We start from the raw sequence: 13,894 nt of genomic DNA, 5'->3' as shown, positions 1-13,894 counted from the left end.
TGATAAACTTCAATTCAGTTCAATCATTTCAAACAGGCTATGAAAAACGATCATGACAATTCGTCCATGCGCTTGGACAAATGGCTGTGGGCCGCACGCTTTTTCAAGACCCGCGCGCTGGCACAAAAACATATTGAGCTGGGCAGGGTTTTGGTAAACGGCTCGAAGGTGAAAAACAGCAAAAATATTTCTGCCGGCGACACCATCGACATGACTTTGAACTCCCTACCCTACAAATTCAAAGTTGCCGCACTCAATCATCAACGCCGCCCGGCACCGGAAGCGCGTTTACTCTACGAAGAAGACATGAAAACGGCTGCCGAACGCGAAGCTCAAAAACAGCTCGACCAAGCCAGCCGCATCAGTGCTGCTTATCCGGACGGACGCCCAACCAAACGCGACCGCCGCCAGCTTGACCGTATGAAGCGCGATAGCTGGTAAGCGTTGAATCCATTGTTTCAGACGGTCCCATATCCATGCCGTCTGAAAACCAAAAACAGGCAGGACATCCTGCCTGTTTTTTTATTTGTGATGATTAAAATTTATATTCTAACTGACCACGAATAACGTTTACGTCCTGCTTATCCGTGCCAACAGTAGGCGTAACCTGTTTGCCGGCCAAATAGAAGCCTTTGAGTTTCCAGTTTTTCCAAGGAATATAGGTCGCACCGATTTGCACACCTTGGACGTTTTTGCTGTAATCCTCAACAGAAGAGACACCGGACAACGAACCGACACGGCGGTAGTTCAAGAATACGTCGTAAGAATTGCGGACGTTCCAGTCGGCTGATTTATAGCGCACTTCAGTGAACACGCCATCATTTTTGATTTTTTGGCCGGCATCATTATAGGCTTTGATATTGGACTTGCTGACTGCAGCCATCCAATGCCAATCGTCATTAAACTTGATGTCCGTACCGATTTCTCCGAAGACTGCATTTTTCTTCGCACCGCGTACATCGATGTCTTTCATGTAGCTGACGGTTGCGCCGACGTTGATATTCTCATTTACAGGCAACACGCTTTGAACTGCGACAAAATGTCTGCGACGGCCACCAATGCCCCATGTGTTGTCGTTCAGATTGCCAGTACGGCGGCCCGCATAGATTTTGGTAGGCAGGGTTTTATTGTCAAAGAAGATTTCGCCGCCGGTAACTTCGGTATCCCATACGCGGCCGTATGAAGAGAACGCGCCAAATTTACCGACACGCGCTTTAATATTGTTGTACAAAGTACCTTCGGCATACAGTTTATTCACCGGCACATCATGATCGCCGTTGAACTTACCGGTTTCCAAATCAATATTCGGCTCGATTTGGGCAACCAACTTCCAATCTTTGTACAGTTTCGCGCGTAACCAAAACTCCGCATTGAAGTTGGCATTGGTATCTTCAGGTGTCGGATTGATGCCGCTGTTATTGGCATTGATGTCTTTGGTATCCGCACGTACGCGCAAGCCACCATTTACAGTCAACAAATCATTGAAAATGCTGATTTTATCGTCATCTTTGCGAATGATGCTGCCGGAATTGACATAATCGTTGGTGGTGGCCAAAGCCGCCGCATCACGTCCGCCATCAGCATTTTCTGCCAATGAATAAGATGATGAAGCCAATAAAATACAGGTTGCAATCAGTTTGGTTTGAAATTTCATGCCGACTCTCCAAAAGAAGGTATTGAAAGTGAAGTATTCGATAAAGCGTACAGAATTATGAATTTTGTATAAATTATTCATTTTATTTACTAATTATTTTTATCGTATGTAAATTAGTGTAATCAGTCAAGCAGATTTAAACGCTTTATCCTCTTTCAGACGGCCTCTTGATTCAGGTCAAACGGAAGTCTGCTCATCAGGCTGTTCAAACTGCCATTTCAAGGCATCGGCCAATGCCGTCCTACGTTTTTGATGGCATCCCACAGCCTGACACAATTCCTCCGCATTTCCCCAAAACACAAAACGTTCACGCGCACGGGTAATAGCTGTGTAAAGCAAAGCCTTATCCAAACCCCGTGCCTCTTCTTCACTCTCCGTCGTTGCAGGCACTGACGGGGGCAACAACCATACCTCCCGATATTCCGAACCTTGGCTCTTATGCACCGTCATGGCAAAAGCCGATTCAAAATCGGGCAAACGGCTGATGGCAATTTTTTTGAATCCATCTTTCTCAGGAAAATAGGCAGACAAGCCATTCAACGATTCTTCATCTTTCATAATCAGACCGATGTCGCCGTTAAACACTTCCAGCATGTAATCATTGTGGGTAATCATGATGATTTGTCCAGCAAACCAAGGCGTTTCTCCCGAAACCTTGCCTTGTCGTTGCAAGTATTCTTGATAAGCCTGATTCAAATCATCCGCATCCTGCCGCCAAGCTGCCAATACCACCACATCGGCCGCATGACCATAGGCGAGTGCAACATTATTCTTTGCCACAGCCTGCCAATAATCCTGTTGCTTTTGATACAGCAAAGCGACCTGCTCTTTCAGACGGCCTGGTTTCATTTCCAATTCTTTGGGGAACTTGTCAAACTGTTCGACCGCAGTTTGCTTTTCCCCGGACACCACCGCCCTTGCCAAACAACCAATACCGCTGTTTGCACCAAAACGGTGGCTGAACGTCAATTTGGCATTGTTTTGCGATAAAGCTTGTGGCCACTCTTTAATCTCAAAACCATGATTGGGCAGGTACACTTCCAGCTTTTCAGCGGTTTCTTTATCCAAAGCCGTCGGACGCGACAATGCCGCCAACACAGCTCCCAAGCCAACCGACGGCAACTGATTTTCATCACCAAGCAACACCAGACGACAACCGGTAGGCACGGCGCTCAATAAATCCAACACCAGCGGCAAATCCAACATCGAAGCCTCATCCACTACCAAAACATCCAAAGCAAGCGGATATTCATGATTGAACGCAGGGCGCATTTGCGGCGGCCGCAGTTTCAACAAACGATGGACAGTCTGCCCTTCCAAGTTTTCCAGATGCGCTTTGACGCTCGGAGACAAATCAAAACCGTCCAAAGCACGTTGCAAGGCCCGTGCCATATGCGCAGCCGCTTTGCCCGTCGGTGCCGCCAATGCGATACGGGGCAGCTTCGTACTGTTATTGCAAATCAGACCCAAAAGCTTTGCTACGGTCGTCGTCTTACCCGTACCCGGCCCGCCGGTAATCAGCATAAAGTTTTGCAGCAAGGCCAAAGCAGCAGCATCCCGTTGCTCTTTGCTGTCTTTAGTATCAAACCAGTCGCTCAGGCTTTTTGAAGCCGCCATGAAATTCACTTCTTCCGCCTCTGCACTTGCCAGCCGTTTGATTTCAACAGCCAAATCATGCTCCAACTGCCACATCCGCCCTAAAAACAATTTCTGGCCTTGCAGGATAAGCGGTTTATCCGCATTACCGACCAAATTCGGCAAGTTGCTTAAAGCATCAACATCCGCTTTATCCAAATAAACAAACGAATGCCCGTTTTGCAAAGCTGCAAACAGTCGAACCACATAAGGCTCAATAACGGATGCGCCCTGTACTTTGTGGCGGCGGAAAAACGCTATGGCCGCATCTGCGGCAGAGGAAAGGATGGAGTCGGTCGGATTCATGGCTCAAGCTTGATTGATACGGAAAAAGAAAGGCCGTCTGAAAAACAGTGTTTCCATAAATGAAAACCTATTTTTCAGACGGCCTCTATTATACCGTTCAAAGCATAAAATATTTGCCTAAAATAATAACCTTATTGCAGCACTTGCAGGCTGCCGTCTTTCATGGTCATTACCCGGTCAAAACGCTCAGCCAGCTCGTCATCATGAGTCACCACAATCAGGCTGGTGTTCAATTCGCGTTTCAAATCCAGCATCATATCCAGCACATTTTGCGCATTTTTACGGTCAAGGTTCCCCGTCGGTTCATCCGCCAATAAGCATTTCGGCTCATTAACCAAAGCACGGGCAATCGCCGCACGCTGACGCTCGCCTCCGGAAAGTTCACTCGGACGGTGCAACATACGCTTATCCAAGCCAACCTTTTTCAGCATATTGACAGCCTTCTCCTCAGCCATCGCCTTGGGCATTTTGCCGATTAAAAGCGGCATCATGACATTTTCCAAAGCAGAAAACTCAGGCAATAGATGGTGGAACTGATACACAAAGCCCAAATAACGGTTGCGCAATTCGCCCAACTGTTTTTGGCTCAAACCGCCCAAATCCTGATCCATCAGTATTACCTTGCCTTCAGACGGCATATCCAAGCCACCAAGAAGGTGCAGCAACGTAGATTTACCGCTGCCTGACGAACCAATAATACTCACGCTTTCCGCTTCGGCAACTTCAAAATCCAAATGATTCAACACTTGTACATTCAATGCGCCGTCATTATAGCTTTTGCCAACGCCGATACATTTCAAAATTGTCTTACTCATAGCGCAAAGCCTCCGCAGGTTGGGTTTTTGCTGCACGCCAGCTCGGATACAGTGTGGCAATAAATGCCAAACCAAGCGAAATGCAGGCAATAACGGCGACGTCCTTTAAATTCACATCGCTAGGCAGGTAATCGATGAAATAAACCTGTGAGTTAATCAAATGCACGCCAAACAGGTCTTCAAAAAACGCGACAATCTTGCCGATATTCCAACCCAGCAATACACCGCATACGACACCAACAAGCGTACCAAAGAACCCTGCAAAAGCACCCTGCACCAAGAAAATCTTCATGACGCCGCCCGGGGACAAACCCAAAGTGCGCAAAATCGCAATATCGGCTTGTTTTTCCGTTACCGCCATTACTAAAGAAGAAACGAGGTTAAACGCAGCAACCGCGATAATCAGCGTCAAAATAATAAACATCATGCGTTTTTCCAACTCAACGGCTTCAAAATAGCTGCGGTTGTTAAATGTCCAGTCCCGCACCCATACTTCATCTTTTTTAGCATCAGGAATCAACTTGGCAATAAAAGACGGCGCATTCTGAGGATCAGCCAATCGCAAACGCAACCCACCGACATTTTCTCCCAGTCGATACAAGACTTGCGCATCCTTGATATGCGTCATGGCCAATGTGTTATCGACTTCATAAACACCTGTTTTTACCACACCGACTACATTAAACTGCTTCAAGCGCGGCACTACACCGGCAGGAGTAACATTCCCCTCAGGCGTAATCACTGTAACCTTGCCTCCAATCTCCGTGCCCAATGCCTCAGCAAGCCCTTGACCCAAAATAATATCAAATTCGCCCGGCTTCAAATCGTCAAAACTGCCGGCCGGCATATCCTTGCCGTAATCAACAACATTTTTTTCTTCAGACGGCAAGATACCGCGTATCTGCACACCGCGCACTTCCCCGGCATTGGCAAGCAAAGCCTGATCGGAAACATAAGGTGCGCTGGCCAACACTTCCTTTTTGCCTTTTACAAATTCGCGCAAACTCTGCCAACCCGGCGCACTGCCGATATCGTAATAGCCGATTTCCGCATGAGGTGCGACGTTCAACAATTGACCGCGTATCTCTTTCTGAAATCCGTTCATTACCGATAACACCACAATCAGCGCCGTTACGCCCAAGGCGATACCTACGATTGAAATCATGGTAATAAATGACATAAAGCCGTTGCGTTTTTTCGCACGCAGATAGCGCAGGCCTATCCAAGTTTCTAAAGAAGCCATTCAAAAATGCCTCATTCGTTTGTCAAAAAAGGCTTATTGTACCGTAAAACCGACAGGTCGTCCGATTGCCCGACTGATGTAGCATTCAGGGATAAAGTGTATGTAAAACCATGTATCTTCCCGTAAATTCCGCTGAAAAACTTGCACAATCGGCCAATCGCCCTTATTCTGAAGCTGTGACACACTTTGTCACCATCAAAAAGGAAATACACTAATGAACAGCAAAAAATTCTTGGCCCTCGTATCCGTAGCTGTAGGTTTGTCATTCAGCTTCAATGCATATGCCGCCAAAGAAATCAAAATCAGTTCAAACAATACCGCTTACTCCGACGCCGATGTTCAAAAACTGGCAACCACTGCTGTCGGCATGGGCGTAAAAGAACCTGTCAGCCTCAACAGCGGAAACGGTGTTGTGACCGTATCCGGCAGCAGCGCAACCAAATGCGCATTCAAAGTCGGCAACGGCGATACGCCTCAAATTCAAGGCGTCAGTTGCAAATAATCTGATTTAATCAATGAAAAGGCCGTCTGAAAGACTTTCAGACGGCCTTTTCATATTGCATTGCCATTTAAGATTGGATATTCCTTCTATCGTAAACAGCCTGAGCCAAAGTACCGGCATCTACATATTCCATCTCGCCGCCCAAAGGGATTCCCCTTGCCAACCGGCTGACTTTATAAGGAAGATTTTTAAACAATTCCGCCAATACATATGCTGTCGCGTCGCCTTCGGCTGTGAAGTTGGTTGCAATGATAATTTCCTCAATATCACTCGCCTGCAAACGGGCAACCAGCTTATCTAATGCCACTGCCGAAATATCCATGCCCTGCGCCGGACTGACTTGCCCCATCAGAACAAAATACAGGCCATCATGACAATTGGCCGCCTCCATACTGGAAACATCTGCCGGCATATGCACAATCATCAAGCGGCTTTTCTCGCGTTTTTCGTCGGCGCAAATTTCACATAAATCGCCTTCGCAAAATGTATTACACATCCGACAATGCTGCACCTGCCTCAAGGCAAACTGCAAAGCATCTACCAACTCCTGCGCTTCTTCGCGTTTGTACTGTAAAAGCTGGTAAGCCATGCGTTGTGCGGATTTCGGGCCGACATTAGACAGGATTTTTAATGCATTAATCAAACGGACAAAGGCATCAGGATTTTTACTCATGATTTCAGACGGCCTTTAAAAAGATAGCTAAAAATAAGAAAACAGCCGGAATTCATCCGGCTGCCCTACTCTAATATTTCTGCTTATTCGGCAGCATTATTAACTTGTTGTGCACCTTGCGTACGATCGATTTTCTTACCCAAATACTGGAGCAAGGCATCGAAAACATTGGCAGAAAGCTGCTGAACCAAAGCCTGTTTAGCAGCCGGAATCTGTGAATCGGCATTTTCAGGAGCAGAAACGCTCTGAACTTCCATAATCACTGGTGCAGGCATACCTTCCAACAATGCGTACGCAGGTTTACCACCGACAGGACGCGCTTTCAGCAAAGCCGCATAAGCCTCCGGAGACATGGTTTTACGTGCATCTTGCGCGCTCAATTGAGAAACAGGCGACCATTGAACATCGGCAGCTTTACCGGCTTTCAATGCAGCCAAAGTTTCCTGGGCTTTTTTCTCTGCCAGTTTGGCGGCTTCAGAGCGCTGATATGCTGCACGGACATTGTCTTTGACTTCTGCAAATGGTGCAATTTTCTCTTCGCGCACTTCTTTCGCACGAATGACCCAAACGGTATCGTTGTTAATGGCGATCACTTCAGAATTGTGTTTTTTCTTCAGTACATCATCACTAAACGCGGCATTAATCAATGCTTCAGGCAAGCCGGCTTCCTTAGCTCCTGCTTTGGTCACCCATTCATCCAGGCTTTCTACTTTCAAACCTGAATTGGCGGCTGCTTTTGCCAAAGAAGATGGATCATTGAAGGTATCTTCACCCAGTTTTTCTTTAGCGGCATTAAAGGCAGAAGCTGCTTTTTTCAGCTTCAAGGCTGTTTCGATACGAGCTTTGGCTTGTTCCAAAGTCGGCTCAGCTTCGACATTCAAAACTTTGATGACGTGATAACCCAAAGATGATTTAACGGTATCGCTGACTTCGCCTTTGCCCAATGCAAATGCCGCTTTATCGAATTCAGGTCCAAAGCCGCTGCCGCCGCTTTTGCTTAGATATCCCAAATTGCCGCCTTTGTTGCTGCTGGACAAGTCTTTGGAGTACTTGGCCGCCAGCTCAGCAAAAGCATCTGGGTGCGCTTTGAGCTCAGCAGCCATTTTGTCCACTTCGGCTTTAATTTCCGCATTGCTTGCTTCATCTCCGTTAGGCATAACCGGAATGAAAATATGCGCAATTTCGGCTCTCGGCGACAAATCTACACTTTTGCTGTCATAAGCTTTTTGTACTTCTTCCGCACTGACAGTTTGCTTGTCAGCTAAATCTTTGATGTTCAAAGCCACATATTCCAGCTTAACGGCTTGAGGAATCAAGTAATCTTTCTTATGCGCTTCATAATACTTTTGCAAAGCCGCATCATCTACTTTTACTTGTGCCGCAAATGCTTCAGGGCTGAACGTAAATGAACGGATGGTACGCGTAGCTTGAGTCAGGTTAATCAACTGACGCGCTTGCGCATCGCTGACCAAAGCGCCGTTTTGCACCAAATTCAACAGATTTTGCAATTGGAACTGTTCGCGGATATCTTCAACGAACTGATCCTCGGTCATCCTGCGTTGATCCAAATATTTCTTGAGCAAATCCTGGCTGAATTTACCGGAAGCATCATGGAAATTCGGATCATCCACGATAACTTGCTTGATTTGTTCCTGAGACACAGCGATGCCCATCAGCTTGGCACCTTGCTTCAGATAAGCACGTTGCAATAACGATTGGAATACCGCATCACGCGAAGGCGCATTATTGCCGGCAGCCTGCTCGTTTTGTATCGTAATCTGTAAAGCGTGTTCGCTGACCTTCTCATCCCCGACTTTGACAATGTAATCAGAACCCGGCGAAGACAAGTTATTGGCACCGAATCCGATAAAGGTCAGACCGATGATACCTAAAACAATCTGGGCGGGTGTTTTATATTTTTCAACAATATGGAACATATTTATCCGAAAGAAAAGTTTGGCGCAGCAGCCGGAAAATGCTGCCGCAAAAATCTTAAAATCCTGAAAACAGGCTCAGAGCGCGTATTGTAACGTATTTTTTCGAGGCTTGCTTTTTCAGACGGCCTAAAAACCTAAAAATACCTTATCCGAACATTTCCTGATACGCTTCTACTGAAAATCCGACATGAACCTGTCCTTCTTTGACCAACACAGGCCGCTTGATGATGCTGGGATTTTCCACCATCAAAGCAATCGCCCCTTCTTTTGTAGCGGCAGATTCTTGTGCACCTTTATCCAACTTGCGCCAAGTCGTACCTCTTTTATTGAGCAAAATTTCCAAAGCTGCCTGCTCCAACCAGCCATTAATCAATTCAGCAGTCGGGGCGTTTTTCTTAAAATCTACAAACTCAAACTCGATACCGTTTTCCGCCAACCAACTGCGCGCTTTTTTAACCGTATCGCAATTGGGAATACCGTATAGTTTTATCATCTTATTTATCCTTGGTGTTATTCATAAAATCACAAATTCAGGCCGTCTGAAACTTTTCAGACGGCCTGAATTGAATGCCACTTATTTCTTAGCAGCTTTCTTCACTTTAATCTTCACACTTTTGCCTTGAGCATTATTTTTACCTCCGGCTTTGACGGAAGCTGTTTTCGCCTGCGCTTTTTTCTTGCTTGCCGCTTTAGGTTTGCTTGGCTTGGCCGGCTTGGAGGCAGGTTTACTTTTCACCTTGCTCTTCTTTGCCTTCACAGGAGCGGCCAACGCTTCATCAATTTCTTTAGCCGAAAGTTTACGCTTACGCTTTTCGACAGGTTTGTCAGCAGCTATCGGCTTGCTCACAGGTTTTGCTTTTCTACTGCCACGTTTCTTACCGACTGAACCGCCGCTGACTAAGGTCAAATCAATCTTACTGGTATCCAAATCGGCACGAGCGACTTTCACAGTGACCGTATCGCCCATGTTGAAACGGACACCGCTGCGTTCGCCCTCAATCGCCATAATTTCAGGACGGAAGTTGAAATAATCTTCACCTAAATCGCTGATATGAACCAAGCCGTCGATATGAATATCGTCCAAGGTTACAAAAATACCGAAGCTGGTCATACCCGAAATCTTGCCACTGAAAACTTCGCCGACTTTGTCGCGCATATAATAAGTTTTCAGCCAGTTTTCCACATCACGGCTGGCATCATCGGCTCGGCGCTCGCAGAAAGAAGTATGCACGCCCAAAGCCTGCCAGGTTTTATTGGGCTGGTAAGTTTGTCCGTTCAACACAGCCTTAATGGCACGATGTACCGTCAAATCGGGATAACGACGGATAGGAGAAGTAAAGTGTGCATATGCGCTATAAGCCAGACCAAAGTGACCGTCGCAATGAGACTCATAAACCGCCTGCTGCATAGAACGCAACATCATCACTTGCAACAACTCCGCGTCCGGACGGTTTTTGAATTGCTCGGCAAGCGCAGCATAGTCTTTCGGCGTCGGATTATCGCTGCCACCCAAACTCAGCCCCAGCAAACCAAGCTGCTCGCGTAAAGTAGCCAGTTTTTCAGGAGTCGGGCCCAAGTGATTGCGGAATAAAGTCGTATGTTTGTTTTTCAACAAAAATTCTGCCGCGCAAACATTCGCCGCCAACATACATTCTTCAATCAGCTTGTGCGCATCATTGCGGACAACGGGAACAATCTTGTCGATTTTACCGTTGTCGTCAAAAACCATCTGAGTCTCAACGCTCTCAAACTCAACCGCGCCACGCTCAAAACGTTTTTTCTGCAAGATTTTAAATAACTTATACAGAGTATCGATTTGCGGTTTAAACGGATGATCCCGGCCGTCTGAAATCCAATCCCAAACTTGATTATAAGTCAGTCGCGCATGCGAACGCATTACTGCCGGATAGAAACGGTATTCCTTGATATTGCCGGCATAGGTAATCACCATATCGCACACCATACACAGGCGTTCGACATCAGGATTGAGCGAGCAGATACCGTTGGACAACTTCTCCGGCAGCATCGGAATCACACGGCGTGGGAAATACACGCTGGTACTGCGTTCCTGAGCATCTACATCAATTCCGTTATCAGGACGGACATAATGGCTGACATCGGCAATCGCCACCACCAAACGGTAATTGTGGCCGACTTTTTCAGCAAAAACCGCATCGTCAAAGTCCCGCGCAGTTTCACCGTCAATGGTTACCAGAGGCAAATCACGTAAGTCCACGCGCCCTTTCAAGTCGGTTTTACGCACATGATCGGGAATTTTCTTCGCAGCTTTGACACATGCTTCGCTGAATTGATGAGGCAAATGGTGCTTGCGTACAGCGATTTCGATTTCCATACCGCTGTCGGCATAATCGCCCAACACTTCAATCAGCTTAGCCACTGCAGGACGATGCGCTTCAGGATACGTCTCAATTTCAGCCACAATCACTTGACCGGATTGCGGTTTAAATTGCGCCACGCTTTCAGGCTCTAACACGATACTTTGACTCAAACGCTTGTCTTCTGCCTCTAAAATAGCCACACCGCGATCCATATAAAAACGGCCGACCACTTTAGACTGCGCACGCTCCACCACATCTAAAACCGTACCTTCACGACGGCCTCTGCGGTCGATACCGGCAGGACGAACGGTAACAATATCCCCGTGCATCACGCCGCGCATCTGACGCTCATACAAAACGAAATCGCCCTCGCCTGTCGGCGTTAGCGGCACGGCAAAACCAAAGCCGTCTTTATGCGCTTCGACACGGCATTTAACCAATGCCAATTTTTCTGCCGCACATACCGCACCACGTCGATTGATCAACACCTGACCATCGCGCGCCATCGCTTTCAGACGGCGCTCGAAGAATTCATATTCATCTTCTGCAATCGACAATTCATGTGCCAAAGCTTCAATTTTTGTCGGCACACCTTTTTGTTCCAATAATTCAATAACCCATTCACGGCTGGGCAACGGATGAGCGTAACGTTGTTTCTCCCGCTCCAAATATGGGTCTTTTTCTCGTAAATTTAAAGATTTAGTATTTTTGTTCATTTTGATAGTTGACATTCTTTTTTTAAAATATATAATAGCTGCTTCTTCGCAGTTCAGGTAGTCAACTCTACCTTAAATTGAAGAATAAAGCAAAGCCCAGGTGGCGGAATTGGTAGACGCGCTAGCTTCAGGTGCTAGTGTCCTCACGGGCGTGGAAGTTCGAGTCTTCTCCTGGGCACCAAATAATTTGGTGCTTCTTTGCTTAAGAAAATTTAAATTGCCCAGGTGGCGGAATTGGTAGACGCGCTAGCTTCAGGTGCTAGTATCCTCACGGGTGTGGAAGTTCGAGTCTTCTCCTGGGCACCACTGATAAATCAATCAGTCAAGTTTTACATTATTCTGATAACAAGTCAGGATAATAGTCCACAGAGAGGTGGATGAGTGGTTTAAGTCGCACGCCTGGAAAGCGTGTATACGTGAATAGCGTATCGAGGGTTCGAATCCCTTCCTCTCTGCCATAGATACTTTTAAAAGTTTTACGAACTTTTCAAAAACAGAAAAAGCCCCTTAAATATTAAGAATTTAAGGGGCTTTTGTTTGTCTAAGCATATCAAACGCTTTTAAAAAGGTTTAAATCTTTTTTGTTTTTTTGTGGTATTTTATTTGGTATCGACCAAAAACGGATTAAAAAATGCCAAAAATCGTGACCCCGTTGACGCTGGCACAAGTCAAAGCTGCGAGAGCAAAAGACAAAATGTACAAGCTACCTGACGGCGGCGGCCTTGCTCTTTGGGTGCTACCATCGGGCAAAAAGTCATGGCGGCTCCAATACCGCCGCCCTACCGATGGCAAGGCAGACACTCTGACACTGGGACTTTTTCCTAAATTTGGGCTTGCAGATGCCAGACAATGGCGAGAAGAGATATTAAAAAAAATTGGCGAAGGGAAAGACCCCAAAATAATATCTGATGATGTAGCCGCGAAATATCGCTTCGAGAATTGTTTGGCGGTTTGGTATGACCGCTGGGCTAGATCGGGCGGCAAAGATGGCAACGGAAAAGCGCCGCGTTATGCCAAAGCCGTATTGTCGGCGCTAGAACTGAACGCGATACCAGTTTTTAAAGGCCGGGACATCCGAACAATCGAGACGGCCGAGATTGTAGAAATGCTCCGCAAAATGGAAGCGCGCGGCGTGTTGGAATATCTGCGACGCGTCAAAGGAAATTTAAATTTGATGTTTGACTACTATGTCGCCGACGGAACGCTAAGAAGCAACCCCGTGACCGTTATCGGAAAGCAGGTTTTTGACAAACCCAAAGAACGACACTTTAAGTCTTTGAAATATGACGAGCTGCCGGTACTAATCGAAAAGCTAGAAACCGCCGACGGTATCGGCGACCGTGCGCGCCTGCTGATTTATTGGCAACTCCTAAGCATGACGCGGCCGTCTGAAGCCGCTGGGACGCTACTCAAAGAAATTAACCTTGAGCAGAAAACATGGGAAATCCCACTTGAGCGGATGAAGACGCGGCCGCACATCGTGCCGTTATCATCGGCTCTGCTGAAAATTTATAACGAGGCGATCAAACTCAACGTCAACGGAATTTATTTATTTGAAGGAAGCGGATTTAAAAAATCGCTCGACCGTGAAACCGTCCGTCTGAAACTGCGGCGGAAAATGAAACTAGACACGACCGCCCACGGCCTCCGAAGCCTTGCCCGAACATATCTCCGAGAAAAACACAAAATCCGCCGCGATGTGGGGGAATTATTGCTTTCTCACGGCATTGCAGACAAAACCGAGCGCGCCTATGACCGCTCCGAATTACTCGAAGAACGCCGAGAAGCATTGGAATTATTCGGCCGTGATGTGATGGCATTACGCGAAAAATACCGCCGCCGAAAAGCGGGCGAATAATTTAGACAGAAAACGCGGAATTTTGCGTAAAAACGCATAAAAAACGCGTAATAAAAAATATGCCAGAGGCCGCCTGAATATAAGACTTTGAGTATTTCGCCCGACTGCATAAAAATGCAGAGGATTTTTTTAATGCGGAGGCGCGGAGGGCAGTGCGCGGCGAGCCGCTCCGCGGCCGGTCAAAATTTCCAAAAATAAAAAAAGCTGAATCCATTT

The 13,894-nt window shown here is 46.8% G+C and carries 10 protein-coding genes, 3 tRNA genes and 1 pseudogene; 6 read left to right on the top strand and 8 right to left on the bottom strand.

Translation table 11 applies throughout. From position 1 onward, the window contains the following. Positions 1–39: 39 nt before the first annotated feature. Complete coding sequence (locus HMPREF3022_RS08525) at positions 40–441, top strand: RNA-binding S4 domain-containing protein (RefSeq protein WP_003679090.1); 402 nt, start codon at positions 40–42, stop codon at positions 439–441. A gap of 94 nt (positions 442–535) precedes the next feature. On the opposite strand, the gene HMPREF3022_RS08520 is transcribed toward HMPREF3022_RS08525, so the two are convergent. The 4 genes and pseudogenes from HMPREF3022_RS08520 to HMPREF3022_RS08505 form a co-directional block, all read right to left on the bottom strand. Then, on the bottom strand, positions 536–1,735 hold the full coding sequence (locus tag HMPREF3022_RS08520; protein ID WP_070765474.1) for a hypothetical protein: 1,200 nt from the start codon (positions 1,733–1,735) through the stop codon (positions 536–538). A 96-nt stretch (positions 1,736–1,831) separates the two neighbouring features. Then, a pseudogene (gene recD / locus HMPREF3022_RS08515) lies at positions 1,832–3,591 on the bottom strand (exodeoxyribonuclease V subunit alpha). 135 nt (positions 3,592–3,726) lie between these two features. Beyond that, on the bottom strand, positions 3,727–4,410 hold the full coding sequence (gene lolD / locus HMPREF3022_RS08510; protein WP_049333768.1) for a lipoprotein-releasing ABC transporter ATP-binding protein LolD: 684 nt from the start codon (positions 4,408–4,410) through the stop codon (positions 3,727–3,729). Then, positions 4,403–5,653, bottom strand: a complete 1,251-nt coding sequence (locus HMPREF3022_RS08505; protein WP_049333767.1) for a lipoprotein-releasing ABC transporter permease subunit — start codon at positions 5,651–5,653, stop codon at positions 4,403–4,405. The genes lolD and HMPREF3022_RS08505 overlap by 8 nt, the downstream gene beginning before the upstream one ends. Positions 5,654–5,867: 214 nt before the next feature. On the opposite strand from HMPREF3022_RS08505, the gene HMPREF3022_RS08500 reads away from it, so the two are divergent. Further along, a complete protein-coding gene (locus HMPREF3022_RS08500) occupies positions 5,868–6,155 on the top strand; it encodes a hypothetical protein (RefSeq protein ID WP_070765473.1) in 288 nt (95 codons plus the stop codon). 67 nt (positions 6,156–6,222) lie between these two features. On the opposite strand, the gene recR is transcribed toward HMPREF3022_RS08500, so the two are convergent. The 4 genes from recR to rnr form a co-directional block, all read right to left on the bottom strand. Further along, the gene (gene recR / locus HMPREF3022_RS08495) at positions 6,223–6,828 is read right to left on the bottom strand and encodes a recombination mediator RecR (RefSeq protein WP_070765472.1); all 606 of its coding nucleotides are present in this window, start codon (positions 6,826–6,828) and stop codon (positions 6,223–6,225) included. A gap of 83 nt (positions 6,829–6,911) precedes the next feature. Continuing rightward, positions 6,912–8,765: a SurA N-terminal domain-containing protein gene (locus HMPREF3022_RS08490; RefSeq protein WP_070765471.1), complete on the bottom strand. Its 1,854-nt coding sequence runs from the start codon at positions 8,763–8,765 to the stop codon at positions 6,912–6,914. A gap of 145 nt (positions 8,766–8,910) precedes the next feature. Further along, positions 8,911–9,258 carry an ArsC family reductase gene (locus tag HMPREF3022_RS08485; protein ID WP_070765470.1) on the bottom strand — a complete coding sequence of 116 codons (348 nt, stop codon included), beginning with the start codon at positions 9,256–9,258 and terminating at the stop codon, positions 8,911–8,913. Positions 9,259–9,339: 81 nt separating this feature from the next. Further along, complete coding sequence (rnr, locus tag HMPREF3022_RS08480; RefSeq protein ID WP_070765469.1) at positions 9,340–11,835, bottom strand: ribonuclease R; 2,496 nt, start codon at positions 11,833–11,835, stop codon at positions 9,340–9,342. A gap of 79 nt (positions 11,836–11,914) precedes the next feature. On the opposite strand from rnr, the gene HMPREF3022_RS08475 reads away from it, so the two are divergent. From HMPREF3022_RS08475 to HMPREF3022_RS08460, 4 genes are all read left to right on the top strand, one after another. Continuing rightward, positions 11,915–12,001, top strand: a tRNA-Leu gene (locus HMPREF3022_RS08475). Positions 12,002–12,039: 38 nt separating this feature from the next. Continuing rightward, positions 12,040–12,126 (top strand) — tRNA-Leu (locus tag HMPREF3022_RS08470). Positions 12,127–12,187: 61 nt separating this feature from the next. Next, positions 12,188–12,278: transfer RNA gene (locus HMPREF3022_RS08465), tRNA-Ser, on the top strand. Between the two features lie 173 nt (positions 12,279–12,451). Then, on the top strand, positions 12,452–13,678 hold the full coding sequence (locus HMPREF3022_RS08460) for a tyrosine-type recombinase/integrase (RefSeq protein ID WP_070765468.1): 1,227 nt from the start codon (positions 12,452–12,454) through the stop codon (positions 13,676–13,678). The last annotated feature ends 216 nt before the right edge of the window (positions 13,679–13,894 follow it).

The organism is Neisseria sp. HMSC065C04, assembly GCF_001815375.1.
In the GTDB taxonomy this organism is placed as follows: Bacteria; Pseudomonadota; Gammaproteobacteria; order Burkholderiales; family Neisseriaceae; genus Neisseria; species Neisseria flavescens_D.
This window is presented reverse-complemented; position numbering and strand designations above follow the sequence as displayed.